The organism is Jatrophihabitans sp. (genome assembly GCF_036000465.1).
Taxonomy (GTDB): Bacteria; Actinomycetota; Actinomycetes; order Mycobacteriales; family Jatrophihabitantaceae; genus Jatrophihabitans.
The window spans coordinates 1-19981 of sequence record NZ_DASYFV010000048.1 but is presented as its reverse complement, the minus strand read 5'-3'; the positions used below and the strand labels follow the sequence as shown (position 1 = coordinate 19981).

At 70.8% G+C, this 19981-nt stretch carries 11 protein-coding genes; 10 read left to right on the top strand and 1 reads right to left on the bottom strand.

The window, feature by feature from the left end; all coding sequences use genetic code 11:
• Window positions 1-62 precede the first annotated feature (62 nt).
• Window positions 63-1067 (top strand): dTDP-glucose 4,6-dehydratase, encoded by a 1005-nt coding sequence (rfbB, locus tag VGN18_RS15985; protein WP_327540704.1) that lies wholly within the window; start codon window positions 63-65, stop codon window positions 1065-1067.
• Entirely contained in the window at window positions 1064-1933 is an 870-nt protein-coding gene (rfbD, locus tag VGN18_RS15980; RefSeq protein ID WP_327540703.1) for a dTDP-4-dehydrorhamnose reductase, read from the top strand. Before rfbB ends, rfbD begins: the two co-directional genes overlap by 4 nt.
• A 1-nt stretch (window position 1934) precedes the next feature.
• Here rfbD and ppc read toward each other — a convergent pair whose 3' ends face one another.
• Window positions 1935-4787, bottom strand: coding sequence for a phosphoenolpyruvate carboxylase (gene ppc, locus VGN18_RS15975; RefSeq protein WP_414655061.1), 2853 nt, complete (start codon window positions 4785-4787; stop codon window positions 1935-1937).
• 348 nt (window positions 4788-5135) lie between these two features.
• Here ppc and VGN18_RS15970 point away from each other — a divergent pair, with 348 nt between their 5' ends.
• From VGN18_RS15970 to VGN18_RS15935, 8 genes are all read left to right on the top strand, one after another.
• Window positions 5136-5999: a glycosyltransferase gene (locus VGN18_RS15970; RefSeq protein WP_327540701.1), complete on the top strand. Its 864-nt coding sequence runs from the start codon at window positions 5136-5138 to the stop codon at window positions 5997-5999.
• 59 nt (window positions 6000-6058) lie between these two features.
• Window positions 6059-7027, top strand: a complete 969-nt coding sequence (gene galE, locus VGN18_RS15965) for a UDP-glucose 4-epimerase GalE (protein WP_327540700.1) — start codon at window positions 6059-6061, stop codon at window positions 7025-7027.
• A 358-nt stretch (window positions 7028-7385) separates the two neighbouring features.
• Window positions 7386-11816 (top strand): hypothetical protein, encoded by a 4431-nt coding sequence (locus VGN18_RS15960; RefSeq protein ID WP_327540699.1) that lies wholly within the window; start codon window positions 7386-7388, stop codon window positions 11814-11816.
• A 162-nt stretch (window positions 11817-11978) separates the two neighbouring features.
• Window positions 11979-15536: a transcription-repair coupling factor gene (gene mfd, locus VGN18_RS15955; RefSeq protein ID WP_327540698.1), complete on the top strand. Its 3558-nt coding sequence runs from the start codon at window positions 11979-11981 to the stop codon at window positions 15534-15536.
• 88 nt (window positions 15537-15624) lie between these two features.
• Window positions 15625-16221, top strand: a complete 597-nt coding sequence (locus VGN18_RS15950; RefSeq protein ID WP_327540697.1) for a hypothetical protein — start codon at window positions 15625-15627, stop codon at window positions 16219-16221.
• Window positions 16222-16223: 2 nt separating this feature from the next.
• Window positions 16224-16886: a MazG family protein gene (locus VGN18_RS15945; protein ID WP_327540696.1), complete on the top strand. Its 663-nt coding sequence runs from the start codon at window positions 16224-16226 to the stop codon at window positions 16884-16886.
• A 209-nt stretch (window positions 16887-17095) separates the two neighbouring features.
• Window positions 17096-18379: an MFS transporter gene (locus VGN18_RS15940; protein ID WP_327540695.1), complete on the top strand. Its 1284-nt coding sequence runs from the start codon at window positions 17096-17098 to the stop codon at window positions 18377-18379.
• 881 nt (window positions 18380-19260) lie between these two features.
• A partial coding sequence (locus tag VGN18_RS15935) for a hypothetical protein (protein WP_327540694.1) occupies window positions 19261-19981 on the top strand: 721 nt, incomplete at its 3' end.

Below are 19981 nucleotides of genomic sequence, written 5' to 3'. Positions count from 1 at the left end.
GGAGCGAGTCATGAGTGCAGGAGGCCCCTGATGGCCGAACCGAGCGCAGCGAGGGTAGATCGATGAGCGGGCCCCGCGTCCTCGTCACCGGCGGCGCCGGGTTCATCGGCGCGAACTTCGTGCTCTACACCGCGCGGAACCGGCCCGATGCCACGGTCACCGTGCTCGACGCGATGACCTACGCCGCCAACGAGGCGACGCTCGCCCCGGTGCGCGATCGCGTCGAACTCGTCCGGGGCGATGTCGCCGATGCCGAGCTCGTCGACAGGCTGGTGGCCGGCGCCGACATCGTCGTCCACTTCGCCGCCGAGTCGCACAACGACAACTCGCTGCGCTCGCCCGAGCCGTTCGTGCACACGAACCTGATCGGCACCTTCACAGTGCTCGAGGCGGTGCGGCGTCACGGCGTGCGGCTGCACCACATCTCCACCGACGAGGTCTACGGCGATCTCGAGCTCGACGATCCGGCCAAGTTCACTCCCGAGACGCCGTACAACCCGTCCAGCCCGTACAGCGCGACGAAGGCCGGCTCCGACCTGCTCGTGCGCGCGTGGGTGCGCTCGTTCGGCATCACCGCCACGATCTCGAACTGCTCGAACAACTACGGGCCGTACCAGCACATCGAGAAGTTCATCCCGCGCCAGATCACCAACGTGCTCACCGAGCGCAAGCCGAAGCTGTACGGCGCGGGCGAGAACGTGCGCGACTGGATCCACGTCGACGACCACAACTCGGCGGTCTGGACGATCCTCGACCGCGGGCGTCCGGGCGAGACCTACCTCATCGGGGCCGACGGCGAGCAGGACAACCGGACGGTGCTCGAGACGATCCTCGAGCTGATGGACCGCCCGCGCGACTGGTACGAACACGTGACCGACCGCGCCGGGCACGACATGCGCTACGCCATCGACGCGAGCAAGCTGCGCAGCGAGCTCGGCTGGGCCCCGGCCTACCCCGACCTGCGCGCCGGGCTCGCGCAGACGATCGACTGGTACCGCGACAATCCCGAGTGGTGGCAGGCGGCGAAGTCCGGCGTCGAGGCGCGCTACGCCGAGGGCGGGCAGTGAGCGACGGCCGGCGCTGGCTGGTGACCGGTGCCAACGGGCAGCTCGGCGGGTTCCTCGCCGACCGGCTGCGCCTCGACAACCGCGACTTCGCGGCGCTCACCCGAGACGAGCTCGACATCACCTCGGCCGCGTCGATCGACGCCGCGCTGCGCGACGTCCGGCCGAGCGTGGTGATCAACGCCGCGGCCTACACCGCGGTCGACCGGGCCGAGGTCGACGAGGACCGCGCCCGGCTCGTCAACGCCACCGGGCCGCAGCTGCTGGCCGAGGCGCTCGCCGAGCGGGGCGGGCGGCTCATCCACGTCTCGACCGACTACGTCTTCGACGGCACTGCCGACCACCCGTACAAGATCGACGACCCGACCGGGCCGCAGAGCGCCTACGGCCGGACGAAGCTGGCCGGCGAGCAGGCGGTGCGCGCGGCGCTGCCGGAGCGGTCGCACGTGGTGCGCACGGCCTGGGTCTACGGCGGCCCCGGCGCCAACTTCGTGAACACGATGCGCCGCCTCGAGGGCGAGCGGGAGACCGTCCAGGTCGTGGCCGATCAGATCGGCAGCCCGACCTTCGCGGCCGACCTCGCCGCGGGGCTCGTCGAACTCGCCGGCGCCGATGTTCCGGGCGGGCTGCTGCACTACGTGAACGCCGGGCAGGCCTCGTGGTTCGAGCTCACCCGCGAGATCTTCCGGCTGATCGGCGCCGATCCGGCGCGGGTGCAGCCCGTCGACAGCGCGGCTTTCCCGCGCCCGGCCAAGCGGCCCGCCTGGTCGGTGCTGTCGACGCGGTCGTGGACCGCCGCCGGGCTGGGCGCGCCCCAGCCGTGGCCGGACGCGCTGGCCCGGGCGATCGCGCTCGACCCGCCGGGCTGATTCAGCCGGTGTTGCGCAGGCCGGCGGCGACCCCGTTGATGGTGAGCAGCAGCGCGCGGCGCAGCTCGGGGGAGACGTCACCGTCGGCCGCCGAGCGCACGCGGGCGAGCAGGTCGACCTGCAGGTAGGAGATCGGGTCGAGGTAGGCGTCACGCACCTCGAACGTCCGCTGCAGCACCGGCGAGTCGTCCAGCAGGTTCTGCTCGCCCGTCACCCGCAGCACCTCGGTCACGGTGCGCTGGTGCTCGGCCCGCACGACGTCGAACACCGGCTGCAGGTTGTCGGGCACGAGGGTGGCGACGTAATGAGCCGCGATGTCGAGATCGGTCTTGGCGAGCGTCATCTCGACGTTGGAGACGAACGTGCGGAAGAAGTGCCACTCGGCGTGCATCTCGGCCAGGACGTCGTCGAGCCCTTCCGCCCGCGCCGCCGCGAGACCGGTGCCGACCCCGAACCAGCCCGGCACGATCTGGCGGGACTGGGTCCAGCCGAACACCCACGGGATCGCCCGCAGCCCCTCGATGCCGCCGTCCGACGACGGCCGGCGGGACGGGCGAGAGCCGATGTTGAGCAGCCCGAGCTGCTCGACCGGGGTCGACGCGAGGAAGTAGTCGGGCAGGTCGGCGTTGTCGATGAAGGCCCGGTAGGCGGCATAGGCGGCGTCGCTGACGATCGTCATGCAGTGGTCCCAGCGGGCGAGCTGGCTCGCGCCCTGGCGCGGCGCCCGGTGCAGCACGGAGGCCCGCATCGTGGCGGCGAGGGTGAGCTGCAGGTTCTCGCGGGCCAGCTCGGGCAACGCGTACTTGTCGGAGATGACCTCGCCCTGCTCGGTGAACTTGATCTCCCCGTCGAGCACGCCCCACGGCTGGGCCAGGATCGAGTCGTAGGTCGGGCCGCCGCCCCGGCCGACCGTGCCGCCGCGGCCGTGGAACAGGCGCAGCCGCACGCCGTGCCGCCCGGCGACGTCGCGCAGGGTGCGCTGCGCCCGGTGGATCTCCCACTGCGACGTCGCGATACCGGCCTGCTTGTTCGAGTCGGAGTAGCCGAGCATGACCTCCTGGACGTCGCCCCGCAGCGCGACGATCAGCCGGTAGGTCGGGTCGGAGAGCAGGTCGTCGAGCACCTCACCGGCCTTGCGCAGCTCGTCGACGGTCTCGAGCAGCGGGACGAAGCCGATGCGGGCCGTCGGCTTCCGGTCGCCGCCGGAGACCGCGCCGTGGACGTCGACCAGGCCGGCCTCGCGCGCGAGCACGACGGCGGCCAGGAGGTCGTCGGCGCCGCGGGTCATCGACACGATGTAGCTCTCGACGATCTCGTCGCCGTAGGTGTCGAGGGCGTCGCGGATCGCGGTGAAGACGGCGAACGTCTTCGCGCCCGCCTCGTCCAGCGGCGGTGGCGAGCCGGCCAGCGGACGCCGCGACTTCAGCTCGCGTGAGAGCAGCCGCAGCCGGTAGTCGCGGGGCACGTCGGCGTAGAGCCAGGTCTCCTCGACGAGCCGGTCGACGAGCTGCCCGACAGCGTGGTGGTGCGCGTCGGCGTGCTCGCGCACGTCCATCGTGGCGAGGTGCAGGCCGAAGACGGCGACGGTGCGCTCGACCCGGGCCAGCAGGCCGTCGGCGATGAGCGTGCCGGCGTTGGCCCGCAGCGACTCGCCCAGCAGCCCCAGTTCGGCCAGCAGCTGGCCGGTGCCGAGGTAGTCGCGACCCGGCACGTGCGGGGTGTCGTCGTCGACCCGGCGGCGGGTGTTGGCGATCTTGGCCTTGATGCAGCTGAGCTTGAGCCGGTAGGGCTCGGTGGCGTTGAGGGTCAGCAGTCGCGGGTCGAGGTCGAGCACCGCGAGGTCGGCCTCGATGGACGCCGCGAGCTCGGCCGACGCGGGCACGACGGCCGTGCTCGACGACAGCTCGGCCACCAGGGCGTCGAGCGCCCGGTCGACCGAGCGGGCGGCCACGTGGTGCTGCAGGCGCAGCACGTCGCGGGTGACGGCGGCGGTGACGTTCGGGTTGCCGTCGCGGTCGCCGCCGATCCAGGTGCCGAAGGTGAGCGGACGGATGGTCGGGCCGAGCGTGACCCCGTGCCGCGCGGCCTCGTCGGCGAGGTCGGTGGTGAGCTCGGGCAGGGTCTCGTCGGCGAGGTCCTGCAGGTAGTAGATGACGTTGCGGGCCTCGTCGACCGGCGTCGGCCGGTTCTGCCGGAGCTCGTCGGTCTGCCAGATGAGATCGACGAGTTCGGCGAGGTCGCGGTCCTGCCGCGCCCGGGCCTGCGTGCCGGCCTCGGTGCCGGTGGCCAGGATGTCGGCGACCCGGCGCAGCTTGGTGAGGATCGAGCGGCGGCTGGCCTCGGTGGGATGGGCGGTGAACACCGGGCGCACGCTCAGCGCGTCGATGGCCTCGGCGAGCGCGGTCGGCCCGGAGGCGGCCACGACGTCGTCGACCACCCGGGTCAGCCAGCCCTCGTCGGCCGGGCGCTCGCGCAGCCCGCGCACGCGGTGGACCTGCTCGGCGACGTTGGCGAGGTGGAAGTAGGCGGCGAAGGCGCGAACCAGCACGGCTGCCGTCTCGATGGGCTGCTCGGCCAGCAGCTCGCGCACCCGGGCGTGGGCCTCCGGGGCGCCGGTCTTGCCCTGCTTGGTCAGGGCGCGGACCCGCTCGACGAGATCGAGCGAGTCCTGACCCTGCTGGCGGACGAGCGACTCGCCGAGCAGGGAGCCGACCCGCCGCACATCGGCGCGCAGGGTCGCGTCGCCCTGACCGTCGTCGAGCGTCGGGTCGGTTGCGGGGTCCAACGGGTCAGGCGTGGCATCTGCCTGGAGCGGTTCGGGCACCGATCCATCCTTGCGTATGCGCGCTGTCATTGCGGACGGTCCGCGGCCGGCTCGCTCGGGGATTTCGCGACGTTTCGGATCGCCGTGAAGCGGATATGGATCAGATGTGGATGCGCCGGACCCCTGGACAGCGAATTCGCTTCCAGGGAAGACAATTGCTATACATATAGGTGAGTGCACAACCATCGCCCGCGATCCGGACGATGTACACGGGCCGGGCGAGTCGACCAGCTGGTCGATCACCTATCGGCCCACGTCGATCTCGGGGGAGTCGGCATGGCTACGGGGGTAGTTTTCGTCGCGTCCACGGGCGGGCATCTGGAGCAACTGAAAAGGCTCCGGCACAGCGTCGTCTCGCCGCAGGACGAGGTCACCTGGGTGACCTTCGACAGCGCACAGAGCCGATCGCTGCTCGCCGACGAGGCGGACGTCCGCTTCGTTCCGGAGGTCGCTCCGCGCGCCTTCGGTGCGTTGCTGCGCAACGTCCTCCCGGCGCTGCGGCTGCTGTTCGAGCTCCGACCTCGCGCGGTGTACAGCACCGGTGCGGGCATCGCGCTCGCCTTCCTGCCGTTCGCGTTCCTCGTGCGGGCCCGCGCGATCTACTTCGAGAGCGCCACCCGCACGCACGGGCCGTCGGTGACGGGTCGCCTGCTCGCCCTTGCGCCGTGGATCCACCTGCGCACCCGCTACCGGTCGTGGTCGTCGCGCCGCTGGCTCTACGCCGGCTCGGCATTCGACGCCTGGGAGCCGGTCCAGCGCGACTCCGCCCCGACCCCGGTCCGGCAGGTCGTCGTCTCGCTCGGCACGCAGCCCGCGTACCCGTTCGTCAGCCTGGTCCGCCGGCTCCAGGAGATCACCCCGGACGGGGTCGAGATCCGCTGGCAGCTCGGCGGTGGATTCGCCGAGTCCGACCGGCCTTCGGGCGCCCGCGACTTCGTACCGGCCGCCGAGCTGCGCGAGTGGATGCGTTCGGCCGACGTGGTCGTCGCCCACGCCGGGGTCGGCTCGGCCCTCACCGTCCTCGACTCGGGTCACGTCCCGGTCCTCGTCCCGCGAAACGCCGACGACGGTGAGCACATCGACGACCACCAGACCCTGCTCGCCCGCGAACTCGCCGCCCGCGGTCTCGCGATCACGTCGCCGTCGCACGAGTTGTCCTGGGACGACATCGTGCGGGCCACCCGGGTGATGCCGCGCGACCGGGTGCCGCGCGGCCTCGCGGCCGGGTCCACCGCCGCCTGACCTGGGTAGGGTCGCCAGGTCGGCTGATCGCCAGGCGACGGGAACAGGAAGGCCGGCGCATGCGCGTTCTGGTGACAGGTGGGGCGGGCTACGTCGGCAGTGTCGTCACCGCCCAACTGCTCGCCGCGGGCCACGAGGTCGTGGTGGTCGACGACCTGTCGACCGGTCACGCCGACGCGGTGCCGCAGGGCGCGGTCTTCCACAACCTGTCGATCGCCGCTCTCGACCCGGTCCTCGGTGACTGGAACATCGAGGCCGCCATCCATTTCGCCGCGAAGTCGCTCGTCGGCGAATCGGTGCGCGAGCCCGCCCTGTACTGGCGCAACAACGTGGTCGGCACGATCGCCCTGCTCGACTCGCTGCGCGCGCACGGGGTGCCGCGCATCGTCTTCTCCTCCTCGGCCGCGACCTACGGCGAGCCCGAACAGGTGCCGATCCGCGAGGACCAGGCGACGCGTCCGACCAGCCCGTACGGCTCGTCGAAACTGGCGGTCGATCTCGCCCTCGGTGACTATGCCCGCTCCTACGGCATGACCGCGGTCAGCCTGCGGTACTTCAACGTCGCCGGCGCGATGCGCGCGACATCCGGTGTCTCCTACGGGGAGCGCCACGACACCGAGACCCACCTGATCCCGAACGCGCTGCGGGCAGCTGCCGCCGCGGGCGAGCCGCTGTCGCTGTTCGGCACCGACTACCCCACCGACGACGGCACCTGCGTGCGGGACTACATCCACGTCGTCGACCTCGCCGACGCGCACGTGCGGGCGCTGACCGTCGGCGGCCCCGGCGAGCACCACATCGTGAACCTGGGCAGCGGTACCGGTTACTCGGTGCGCCAAGTGCTCGACACGGTGCGAGAGGTGACCGGGCGCGACGTCCCGGTCGTCGAGGTGGCGCGGCGTGCGGGCGACCCGGCGGTGCTCGTCGCGTCCAACGAGCGAGCCGTCGGACTCCTCGGGTGGGCCCCGACCCGCGACCTCACCCAGATGGTCGCCGACGCCTGGGAGTTCGAGCAGCGGCAGGGCTGACCGACGAGCACCCCCGCGTCGTGCCGGGGTGAAGTCAGCTAGGCCGGCGATCGACCCGTCGCAAACATGCCAGATGTGTTTGTCACTATTCACCGAAATTCAGCCGGATCGGTTTGAGGTATCTTCAGCAATCGCACCGCATTGTCGTATTTCACATTGCTGTCAATTTGCGCGCGACCGCATTGCTCTGCGTGGCAGGTTCGCATTCCTGACTCCATACTTCCGCCGGGGAAAGTTCGCCTTTACCCGGTGAGCGATGGCCAGGGCCGCACTTGCCGGGTCTGGAGCGCACGGGGGCCGGTTGTCGGTGTCCCCTGCGCAGTGGGGGTCGGCAATGGGGAAGCATCAGCATGCCCGCGTGTGGTTCCGGGGGCGCGGAAAGCGGCGCGTAGCGGCGCTCGTGGCGTCGGTGGCGCTCGTCGGGACGGGGGCCGTCTTCGTGGCCGGCCCGGCCGATGCGGCGGCCTGCACGTCGGTCGGCGGCTTCGAGATCGACGGCAACATGGACGCGAGCACCTGCGCCGGCACCGACTGGGGCACTGCCAATCTGGGCGTGCAATCCACGACCTCCATCGGCACATATCAGGTCGTCAAGGACAACAGCAATCCGAGCGGTTGGTCCAACGGCGGCGGCACGCCCCCGAAGATCACTTTCTCGCGGGTGTATTCCTTCGCCCAGGTCGTCGCCGGCCATTACGACGCCTATGTCGGCTGGGAACGGGAATCGAATACAGGTACCGGCGGATATGCCATCGAGATCGACAATGCGGGCACCCGCGTGGGCAGCGACGGCGCCCCGCAGCCGGACCGTTCCGCCGGCGGCTTCGTCTTCTACGTGACCACCCAGGGCGCCGGCGCACCGGTGCTCGGCAAGTCGTGTGCCTTCACCTCGCAGGCCGGCTACCCGGGCACCTGTACGACCGGGCAGTCGGGGTACGCGGCCGCCATTAACACCGCGCAGATCCACGACCCGCTCGCGAACATCGACGTCGCGACCGGCGAGTTCCTCGAGGTCGCCCTCGACATCACCTCGCTGACCGGCATCGCGCCGAGCTGCCCCGCACCCGCGGCCGCGAGCCTCTACCTGCGCTCGTTCACCGGGGAGAACCCCGGCCCGACCGGAAACCTCAAGGGTTACGTGGCGCCGCTGTCGATCGCGCCCGACTCCACCTGCGTGACCCCGACGCTGACCACGGCAGCCTCCGGTGGTGCGCAGGAGGCCCGGGGCTCGTCGCAGCACGACGTCGCGACGCTGACCGGGGTCTCCGGCCGGCCCGACCCGACCGGTTCCATCGCCTTCTACCTCTGCCAGCCGGCGGACGTCACGGCCGCGGGCTGCCCCACCGGGGGGGACGAGGTCGGCTCGGCGGTGACGCTCAGCCAGGGCAAGGCGACCTCGGCCGACTCCACCAAGACCAGCGCCGACGGGAAGTACTGCTGGCGGGCCGAGTACACCCCCGACTCCGCCGGAGCCAAGAACTACCTGCCGACCACGCATACCAACGCCACCACCGAGTGCTTCACCGTCGTGCACGCCAGCCCGACGCTGACCACCCAGATCGCTCCTGACGCGGCCACCGGTGGACTCGGCCTGACCACCCTCACCGACACCGCGACGCTGCACGGCTTCGTCGCCCCGGTGACCGGCGAGACCATCACCTTCAAGCTCTACGGGCCGTTCGCAGCCGGGGTCACCCCGACCTGCGACACGACCGCGGTCTTCACCACCACGGGCGCGCTGAACGCTCAGGGAGTGGCTCCCACATCGACCGGTTACACGCCGACGCAGGCCGGCACCTACGTCTGGCGGGCGAGCTACCCGGGTGACTCGTTCAACGACGCGGCCGCCGACGCCTGCAACGAGACGACCGAGAAGATCACCGTCGTCGGGGCCACCATCGACGTGACCAAGAGTGCCGACGTCGGCACGGTGAGCGCCGGCGACACGATCGGCTTCACGATCGCGGCCGAGAACAAGGGTTCCATCCCCGCCCTGGGCACCGTCATCACCGACCCGCTGCCGGCCGGGGCCGATCTCAACTGGACGATCGACCCGACCGACCAGAAGTGCTCGATCACGGGTGTCGTGGGCAAGCAGACGCTCACCTGCACCGTCGGCACGCTGGCCGGCAGCACCACCTTCCCGGTGCACATCTCGTCGCCGACCACCAGGGCCGACTGCGGCACCGTCGACAACAAGGCGACGGTGACCACGACCAACGGCACCGGCGGGGACAGCGACGTCGCCAGCATCAAGGTCAACTGCGCCCAACTCGGCCTGACCAAGACGGCCGACGCCGCGAGCGTGAACGCCGGCTCGTCGATCGGCTTCACCGTCACGGCGAGCAACAGCGCGGCGACCGGCACCGGCACGGCCCACGGCGTCGCCATCAGCGACCCGTTGCCGAGCGGCTCGGGTGTCAGCTGGTCGATCGACGCCCAGACGAGCGACAAGTGCTCGATCGCGACGGCGCTGGGTGTCCAGACGGTCACCTGCACCATCGGCGACCTCGCGCCGGGTGCGACCTACTCGTTCCACGTCACCAGCTCGACGGCCTTCGGGAGCTGCGGGGACTACAAGAACGTGGCCACGCTGAGCGCCTCCAATGCGAACTCGATCGAGAAGAACGCGACCACCTCGGTCCTGTGCTCCTCGCTCTCGCTGACCAAGACGGCCGACCACCAGGGGCCGGTCGACGCCGGCAGCCAGATCGGCTTCACCATCGCGGCCGCCAACGCGGGCAGCGGCTCGGCGACCGGCGCGGTCGTCAGCGACACGCTGCCGACCGGGGTCACCTGGTCGATCGCGTCGGGTCCGGCGAGCTGCAGCATCGCCGCCGGTCCGCCGCAGGTGCTGACCTGCACCGCGGTCACCCTGGTCGAGGGACAGTCGGAGTCGGTGCACGTCGTCGCCTCGACGACGTCCTCGGACTGCGCGGCCTACCTGAACACGGCCACGCTGAGCTCGACGAACTCGCCGTCGCCGGCCCCGGCCAGCGCCACCGAGACCGTCGTGTGCCCGAGCCTGTCGCTGACCAAGACCGCGGACAAGGAGACGGTCGACGCGGGCAGCCCGATCGGGTTCACGGTCACCGTCACGAACAGCGCCGATGCCAAGGGCACGGCGACGGGCGTGGTCATCGACGACCCGCTGCCGGCGGGCACCGGCGTCAGCTGGTCGGTCGACAAGCAGAGCGGTCTGGCGGACTGCACGGTGGCCGGTGCGACGGGCAAGCAGTCGCTGTCCTGCGTCTCGGTGTCGCTCGCTCCGGGTGAGTCGGAGTCGGTGCACGTCACCAGCTCGACCAGCTACCTGAGCTGCACGGAGTACGCCAACACCGCCACCCTGACCGGTACGAGCAACCACGACGGCGCGACCGCTTCGGCCTCGACCACCGTCCGGTGCCCGAACCTGTCGATCACCAAGACGGCCGACGCCCCGGCGGTCGACGCGGGTCAGAACATCGGGTTCACGGTGACGATCACCAACGCCGGACCGGGCACGGCCACCGGGGTCGCGCTCGACGACCCGCTGCCGATCACGCCGGGTCTGGTCTGGACGATCGACTCCGGGCCGGAGAGCTGCCAGATCATGGTGGCCGACGGTGCCACGCCGAGCCAGACCCTGGTCTGCTCGTCGACCGACATCGGCGCGGAGGACTCCCTCTCCGTGCACGTGGTGGCCGGCACGGTGTTCACCAACTGCGGCACCTACGACAACACCGCCACCTTCACCGCGACCAACGCCTTGGGCGACAAGGCGAGCGCGCGCACCGCAGTGCTCTGCCCGGACGTCTCGCTGGTGAAGTCGGCCGACGCCACGTCGGTGAACGCCGGTGAGTCCATCGGGTTCAGCATCACGGTGAGCAACGCCGACAGCGAGACCGTCGGCACCGCCACCGGCGTCACCGTGCACGACCCGCTGCCGGGCGGCACGGGGGTCAACTGGTCGATCGACAGCCAGACGACCGCCGGCGAGTCGAGCGACAGCTGCTCGATCAGCGGCGACGCGCCCACCCAGGTGCTCGACTGCTCCGGCGTGACCCTCGCGCCGGGCGAGAGCGAGACGGTGCACGTCACCAGCGTCACCGCCTTCGCGGGCTGCGCGACCTACGACAACACGGCCTCGGCCGCGGTGACGAACGGCGACAACCCCGCCGACGCCTCGGCGAGCATCGACGTGCTCTGCTCGGAGCTCGCGGTGACGAAGACGGCTGATGCCGCCAACGTCGCGGCGGGCAACCCGATCGGCTTCACGATCCACGCCAGCAATGCCGGCGCGGGGACCGCGAAGAGCGTCACGCTCACCGACAAGCTGCCGCCCGGCGTCGACGCCAACTGGTCGATCAGTCCCGATTACGCCGGCCCGGGCACGTGCGCCATCACCGGTGACGTGGGCCAGCAGACCCTCTCCTGCCAGGTGGGTGATCTGACTCCCGAGGCCACCGCCGAGGTCCACGTCGTCAGCGCGACCAGCGATGTCAGCTGCGCCACGCTGCCGAACACGGTGACCCTCGACGCGGCCAACGCGCCGTCGCTCTCCGCCTCGGCGAGCACGACGGTGACCGACGTCAACAACTGCCTCGGCACCTCGCCGACCGCGACCTCGCGGCCGCCGGCAACAACGGTGCCCGCTCCGTCGACGTCGTCCGGCGTGGAGCCGGTCGCGGCGACGGGCGCCGGTCCGCTCGGCGCCGAGCTCGGCTGGGCCGCGGTACTGCTGGGCCTGGGCATCGCGCTGCTGGCCCTCGCCCGCCGGCGCCGCTCGGGTGGTAGCCACGCCCGGTAGTCGCCGCACGTAGTACGAGGACACACCGGGCACGAGGTCACACCGGTTGGGGCGGTCGCAGCAGCGGCCGCCCCTTCTGGCGCGGGTAGGCTGGGAACGTCCCCTCCCCCCTGTGGTGCGGGGACGTTTGTGCTGCGCTGCCACAGCTTCGAAAGGCGATCCGTGTCCCTGTCCGGCCTGCTCGACGCCGCTCTCGCCGACCCCGCGCTGATCCGGGTCACCGAGGCGGTCGGCGCGCCCACGCTCACCGTCAGCGGTCCGGCCGCGGTGCAGCCGTTCGCCATCGCCGCCGCCGCGCGATCGGGCCGGCTGGTGCTGGCCGTCACCAGCGGCGGCCGCGAGGCCGAGGACCTCGTCGGCGCCCTGCGCTGCCTGCTCCCGCCGGACGAGGTCGCGCTCTACCCCGGGTGGGAGACGCTGCCGCACGAACGGCTCTCACCGCGCGCCGACACCGTCGGGCAGCGCCTCGCCGTGCTGCGCCGCCTCACCCACCCGTCGACCGACGACCCGACCAGTGGGCCGCTGTCCGTGGTCGTCGCCCCGGTCCGCTCGCTGCTGCAGCCGCAGGTGCCCCACCTCGGCGAGCTCGAACCGGTCGAGCTGCACGCCGGCGACGACCGTCTCGAGTTGACCGAGATCGTCGAGCGCCTCGTCGGCGCCGGGTACGCCCGGGCCGAGCTCGTCGAGAAGCGCGGCGACTTCGCCGTGCGCGGCGGCATCCTCGATGTCTTCCCGCCCACCGAGGAGCACCCGCTGCGGGTGGAGTTCTGGGGCGACGAGGTCGAGGAGATCCGCTACTTCAAGGTGGCCGACCAGCGCTCGCTCGAGGTCGCGGAGCACGGCCTGTGGGCCTCGCCCTGCCGCGAGCTGCTACTGACCCCTGACCTGCAGCAGCGCGCCGCGGCGCTGCTGGTCGAGCACCCCGAGCTCTCCGAACTGCTCGACCCGCTCAGCCGGGGCGAGGCCGTCGAGGGCATGGAGGCGCTCGCGCCGGTCCTGGTCGACGAGCTGACGCTGGTGCTGCACGAGCTCCCGGCCGGTGCCCACGTGATCGTCTGCGATCCCGAGCGCGTGCGTACCCGCTCGGCCGATCTCGTCCGCACCTCGCAGGAGTTCCTGGACGCCTCCTGGGCGGCGGCCGCCGGTGGTGGCAAGGCGCCGGTCGATCTCGGCGCCGCCTCCCTGCGGTACCTCGACGACGTGCGGGACGAGGCCGCCGAACTCGGCCTGCCCTGGTGGGGCATCACCGCGCTGACCGCCGACGACGAACTCGCGCCGGGCGACACCGCGCCGAGCGGTTTCGCCGCGCCCGCCAGCTATCGCGGCGACACCGACGCGGCGCTCGAGGACCTGCGGCGCTGGACGCGCGACGGGTGGCGCGTGGCCCTCGTGTTCGACGGCCACGGCTCGGCCCAGCGCGCCGTCGAGCGCCTCACCGCCGCCGAGATCCCGGCCCGCCTCGTCGCCGACGCGACCGTCGAGCCCGGCGTCGTCGATGTCACGACCGGACGCCTGCTCGGTGGGGTCGTCGCGCCCGACCGGCAGTTGGCCTTCCTGACCGAGGCCGACCTGACCGGGCAGCGCGGCTCGCTCACCAAGGACACCAGCCGGATGCCGTCGCGCCGGCGCAATGCCATCGACCCGATCCAGCTCAAGGCGGGCGACTTCGTCGTGCACGAGCAGCACGGGGTCGGCAAGTACGTCGAGATGGTGCGCCGCACGGTCAACGGCGGCGAGCGCGAGTACCTGATCATCGAGTACGCCCCCTCCAAGCGGGGCCAGCCGGGCGACCGGCTCTTCGTGCCCACCGACTCCCTCGACCAGGTGACCAAGTACGTCGGTGGGGAGGCGCCGTCGCTGAGCCGCCTCGGCGGCGCCGACTGGGCCAAGACCAAGGGCCGCGCTCGCAAGGCGGTCAAGGAGATCGCGGCCGAGCTGATCCGTCTCTACAGCGCCCGGATGGCGACCCGGGGCCACGCCTTCGCCCCGGACACCCCCTGGCAGCGTGAGCTCGAGGACGCCTTCGCCTACGTCGAGACGCCCGACCAACTCGCCGCGATCGACGAGGTCAAGGCCGACATGGAGAAGCCGCTGCCGATGGACCGCGTCATCTGCGGTGACGTCGGCTACGGCAAGACCGAGGTCGCGGTGCGGGCCGCGTTCAAGGCGGTGCAGGACGGCAAGCAGGTCGCGGTACTGGTACCCACGACGCTGCTCGCCCACCAGCACCTGCAGACGTTCGCCGACCGCATGGCCCAGTTCCCGGTCGTGATCCGCGAGCTCTCCCGGTTCACCCCGCCGGGCGACGTCGAAGCCATCAGCGCCGGCATCGTCGACGGGTCGATCGACATCGTCATCGGCACCCACCGTCTGCTCCAGCAGACCGTCCGGTTCAAGGACCTCGGGCTCGTCATCGTCGACGAGGAACAGCGCTTCGGCGTCGAGCACAAGGAGTACCTGAAGGGGCTGCGCACGGCGGTCGACGTCCTGACCATGTCGGCGACCCCGATCCCGCGCACGCTGGAGATGTCGCTGACCGGAATCCGCGAGATGACGACGATCCTGACCCCGCCCGAGGAGCGGCACCCGATCCTGACCTTCGTCGGGGCCTATGACGCCCGGCAGGTGGCGGCGGCGGTCCGGCGCGAGCTGCTGCGCGAGGGGCAGGTGTTCTACATCCACAACCGGGTCGAGTCGATCAACCGGGCGGCGTCGAGGCTGGCCGAGATCGTGCCCGAGGCCCGCATCGCCGTCGCGCACGGGCAGATGGCCGAGGGCGCGCTCGAGCAGATCATGGTGGGCTTCTGGGAGAAGCAGTACGACGTGCTGGTCGCGACGACGATCGTCGAGTCGGGTCTGGACATCCCGAACGCGAACACGCTCATCGTCGACCGGGCCGACATGTTCGGCATCTCGCAGCTGCACCAGCTGCGGGGACGGGTCGGCCGGGCCCGCGAGCGCGGGTACGCCTACTTCACCTACCCGCCCGAGAAGCCGCTCACCGAGACCGCGTACGACCGCTTGGCGACGATCGCCCAGCACACCGAGATGGGCGCCGGCATGGCTGTCGCGATGAAGGACCTGGAGATCCGGGGATCCGGGAATCTCTTGGGCGGCGAGCAGTCCGGTCACATCGCCGGCGTCGGCTTCGATCTGTACGTGCGGCTCGTCGGTGAGGCGGTCGCTGACTTCCGGGGCGACTCCCCGGAGGAGACGGCCGAGGTCAAGGTCGACCTGCCGGTCGATGCGAACCTGCCGATCGACTACCTGCCGGGCGAGCGGCTGCGCCTCGAGGCCTACCGGGCGCTGGCGTCGGCCACGACCGACGAGGCGGTCGACGCGGTGCGGGCCGAGTTGCTCGACCGTTACGGCCCGATCCCGACCGCGGTGGAGAACCTGCTGGCCGTGGCCCGGTTCAAGGTGCTGTGCCGGCGCTACGGGGTGAGTGAGGTGTCGTTGCAGGGCACGTCGGTGCGTTTTTCCCCCCTCGACCTCGCCGAGTCGGCCCAGCTGCGGCTGCAGCGCCTCTACGACCGCTCGCTCTACAAGCAGGCGGTCGGCACGATGGCGGTGCCGCGGCCGAAGGGTGTCGTCAAGCCCGACGGTTCGTTCGCGCAGGCCGCCTTCGGTGGGGAACCGCTGCGCGACATCGCGCTGCTGACGTGGTGCGGGCAAGTGCTCGAGGCGGTCACGGGGACGCCGGTCGCCGCCGCCGGATAGCGCGGGGCACCGGCCTGGCTGCTCGCCGGAGCGGTGGGCGTGAGATTGTTGCAGCGCAGCTTGTTCCGAACTCGGGAGATCGATCGTCGTGAGACTCCGTACGCGTGGCGTGGCCGCCGCGGCCGCCGCCGTCCTCGCGGTCACCGGTCTGGCCGCATGCCGCACCAATGTCGGCGTCGCCGCCACGGTCGAGGGCCACCGGATCACCGAGTCCGACGTCAATCAGTACGTCACGGCGAAGTCTGAGCCGCTGAAGTCCACGACGCAGTCCGGCGCCACCGAGTCCATCGCGCCGAAGCCGTTCGTGCTCAACATCCTGATCAAGCAGCGGCTCTACACCGCGCTGCTGAAGAAGACGCCGAAGGGCATGCCGTCCGACGGTGAGATCGCCGCCGCCGTCCAGTCCGAACTCAAGGGCCGCAGTTACCGCGCCGTGGCCGAGGGTCTCGGCGTGAAGGGCTACACGGCGGCCTTCGACCAGCTCATCGTCGAGTTCGGTGCGCTCGGCGGCCGGCTCGACTCCGACGTCCAGTCCGGCGTCGACGTCAGCGGGATCGCGGCCAAGCTGAAGTTCCCGGTGTCGGTCAACCCGCGCTACGGCACGTGGAGCCCGAAGCAGTTCAACCTCACCTCGGACGCGACCGCCGGACTGCCCAGCTTCGTGACCCTCCAGCCCACCGGCTGAACGTGACCTCGCCGCTCGAGCGCGCGGTGGCGGTCATGGACCGGCTGCGCTCGCCGGGCGGCTGTCCCTGGGACGCCGCGCAGACCCACGAGTCGCTCACCCGGTACCTGCTCGAGGAGACCTACGAGCTCATCGAGGCCATCGAGACCGGTGACGACGAGCTGCTGCGCGAGGAGCTGGGCGACCTTCTCCTGCAGGTGCTGTTCCACGCCCGCCTGGCCGAAGAACGTCCGGACGGTCAGGCCTTCGGCATCGACGAGGTGGCGACCGATCTCGTCGACAAGCTGGTCCGTCGACACCCGCACGTGTTCGCGGGCGCCGAGAGCGGCACGGCCGAGGATCTGAACGCGACGTGGGAGGCGCAGAAGATCGCCGAGAAGGGGCGCACCTCGGCGGTGGACGGCGTACCGATCGACCAGCCGGCCCTCGCCCTCGCCGCCAAGCTCGTCTCGCGCGCCAACCGGGCCGGAATCGTGCCCGCCGACCTCGCACCGGCCGAGCCGGTGGCCGGCGACGCCGCCGCCGAGATCGGGGCCCGGCTGCTGGCCGTGGTTCACGACGCGGTGGGTCTCGGCGTCGATCCGGAAGGGGCGCTGCGGCGAGCGGCGCGGGCCTACCGGGGAGCGATCGTGGCGTCCGAGGATGTGCCCGAAGTCGAGCATTAAATGGAAGTTCCCGGCCGGTAGCACGGGGGGAGCTACCGGCCGGGACCCGATCACCATAACTGTGGGTAGCAGCCAAGCACAAGGGGTGATCGACACCCATTTCTCAGCCTTTGTGACTGTCGCGCAATGACCGGGTCAGGCCGTAGTGTCGACTGATTATGCGGGCGAACGGCACGGAAGCCGCGAAATCCTCGGTTGGATTCCGCGAGGTGCTCCGTCAACGCCCGTTCACGGTGGCCTACCTGGCCGAGGCCCAGTCGATCGCCGGGGATCAACTCGCCCGCATCGCGCTATCGGTGCTCGTGTTCGACCGTACCAACTCAGCGGGTGCCACCGCGCTCACCTATGCCCTGACCTTCCTCCCCGCGATCCTCGGCGGTGTGCTCGCGGCCCGCGTGGGCGACCGCCACTCCCGGCGCGCGGTGATGGTCGGCTGCGATGTCGCGCGCGCCGCCCTGTTCGCGCTGATGGCGATCGGTGGGCTGCCGCTCTGGGTGCTCGGCACCCTGCTCGTCGTCGCCGTCTTCCTGGGCCCGGTGTTCGCCGCGTCCGAGGTCAGCTACCTCGCGGCCGTGCTCGACCCGGAGCGGTTCCGGGTGGGAACGGGCCTGCGCCTGATGACCAGCCAGGTCGCACAGGTCGGCGGGTTCGCCGTCGGCGGCGTGATCATCTCCTTCCTGAACCCGCGGGGCGGGCTGCTGGTCGATGCCGCCACCTATGCGGTCTCCGCCGTCGCGATCGGGCTGCTGCTGCCGGCGCCGCCCCGCGCCACGCCGACCACGCCCCTGGCCGAGCACGCCGCGGAGCGACCCGTGCCGTGGTCGAACCGTTCCCTGCTCTGGTCGCGCCTGCGGGTGCGCCGGCTCATCGCGCTGTGCTGGCTGGCCGGCTTCTTCGTCATCCCGGAAGGTCTCGCGGTGCCCTTCGCCGCCGAGATCCACGCGACGACGACCCAGGCCGGGCTGCTGCTCGCCGCCGTCCCGCTCGGTGGGGCGATCGGCGCCATCGCGCTCGTGCGCACCGCCGGCGGTGCAACGCGGGAGACCATTGCGGCCCGGATGGCCATCGCGGCCGGCCTGCCGCTGCTCGTGACCGCCTTCGAGCCGCCGTGGGGCGTGGCCCTGCTCGCGTGGGCCGTCTCCGGAGCGCTCGCGGCGTATCAGGTCGAGGTCAACTCGCTCATCGTCAACCGGTTGCCGGCCGCGCGGCGCTCGCAGTTGCTGGGCATCATCGGCGCGGGTCTGGTCGGAGCCCAAGGGATAGGCGTGGTCGCCTCCGGCGTGCTCGCCGACTGGTGGGGGGCCGGCATGGCCGTCGCCGTGGGGGGCCTGGCCGGCAGTGTTGTCGCTGCCGCCGTGCGCTGGGGGCCGGCGTTGCGGCGCCCCCCTAGGGGTGTGGCCGTTCCGGCGATCATTCGCGACGGCGACGATTCGCCGTACGAGCGGGGCTCTCAACCCGAGGATCAGGCGATAGCTGGGTCCTCCGCCAACTGACCGGGCGGGGTGGCCGTGCGTTCGATCCGGCCGATAACGAGCCGGGCGTAGGAGCCGATGAGCCCGCGGCGGCTTTGGCGGGCTTGAGGTGCGGCTCTTGCTGGTGATGAGGTGCGGGCAGGCGCGCAAGTCGTGCGCTGCCGGTACGGCCGTACGTGGATTCAGATGCCCCAGGTGTTGGTCATGTCGGTTCCTCTCGGTGTCGAGTTCGGTGTCGAGCGGTCGGGTGGACGGTTCGGCTCAGATGCCCCAGGTGTTGGTCATGTCGGTTCCTCTCCGGTGTCGAGTTCGGTGTCGAGCTGGCGGGTAGTGATCAGATGCCCCAGGTGTTGCTCATGGCTGGTCCTTTCTGGCCGATAAGGGTGGACGGGGGTGTGTTGAAGGCGGGTCTCAGATGCCCCACGTGTTGGTCATGGCGAAGGCTCCCTTCGGTGCGGGTGGTCGTGTTCCGCCGTTGAGAGCGGCAATGCTGCTGCATGCCGGCAATACGTTCCGGCGCAGCGCGGCGATGGGGGTGGGGTAGGAGGTTGAGTCTTTCTCGTCGGGGCGGTGGGGGACGCACTCATTGCTGTGCACTTGCGACGAAAAGGGTGGAGCTGAGCCGACCCGGGATATGGTCGATACGCAAGGCGCTACCCCGGACGGTTTGATTGTGCCCCGGTGGACTTGGTACCCCCGTGAAACGGCGGTTGCTCTCCGTATAGGCACGTATCTCTCCGTAAAGCAGCTGCATTTTTACTTCGGAAAAATCGGACACTTTACGACGGGGCATATGTTCCGAAGGTCTCCGCCGGTACTGTTGATATTTAGGACCAGCCAAGCCCCCACGTGAAGAAGCATTCAGCCCAGTGGAGCCCCCGCAAATGAATCGTTTGGGTCAGGTGAATCGCGTGCTCCGCGCGCGGGACTGGTCCATGTTCGAAGCGCCGCGGCCGTTGCTCCGCTACATCCTGCTGATCGACTTGCTGGCGCTTGTGTGGTGCATCGGTGAAGTCGCCGCATCTCGGGCGAGTGCCCGCGAGTTCGGAATCCTTCTCCTGCTGCTCGGTCTCGCTCTCGTGTTCGAGGAAGCCGCACGCCGAGCCGCCCGCCTGCAACTGAGGTTGAGTTCGGAACTGAAGCGGGACATGACCTCGGTTTGGGGCGTGGCGGCGGCAGTCGCCCTTGCGCCCGGCTACGGGGTGGTGCTGCTGATCTCAGTGCTCACCTACGTGTGGTTCCGGCAGCACCGTCCCGCCGGTGAGGCTCTCTACCGCAAGGTTTTCAATGCAGCCGTCACCGTTCTCGGTTTCCTCGGCGCTGCTGAGATCTTGCGAGTCGAGGGACGTCTGTGGGCCCACGGCAGCTGGCTTCTTTCGGGCACCGTCTCCGTCCTGGTGGCGATCGTCGGGTACACCCTCCTCAACCGCTTCCTCGTCACGCCGGCCCTCTTGCTCATGGGGGTACGTGGCCGGGCCCTGATCGGCAGTTACGACGACAACCTCATCGAGCTGGCCACCCTCTGCCTGGGTGGCCTCGTCGCGTTGGCCGCCCTCTACCAGCCGTGGCTCGCGATCCTCGTCATCGCGCCCATGTACACGCTGCAGCGCGGAGCGCTGGTGC

What these genes read in the sequence shown, in the direction of transcription:
- rfbB (WP_327540704.1), top strand. Translation starts at nt 63, where the DNA reads ATGAGCGGGCCCCGCGTCCTCGTCACCGGCGGCGCCGGGTTCATCGGC.
- ppc (WP_414655061.1), bottom strand. Translation starts at nt 4,787, where the DNA reads ATGACAGCGCGCATACGCAAGGATGGATCGGTGCCCGAACCGCTCCAG.
- galE (WP_327540700.1), top strand. Translation starts at nt 6,059, where the DNA reads ATGCGCGTTCTGGTGACAGGTGGGGCGGGCTACGTCGGCAGTGTCGTC.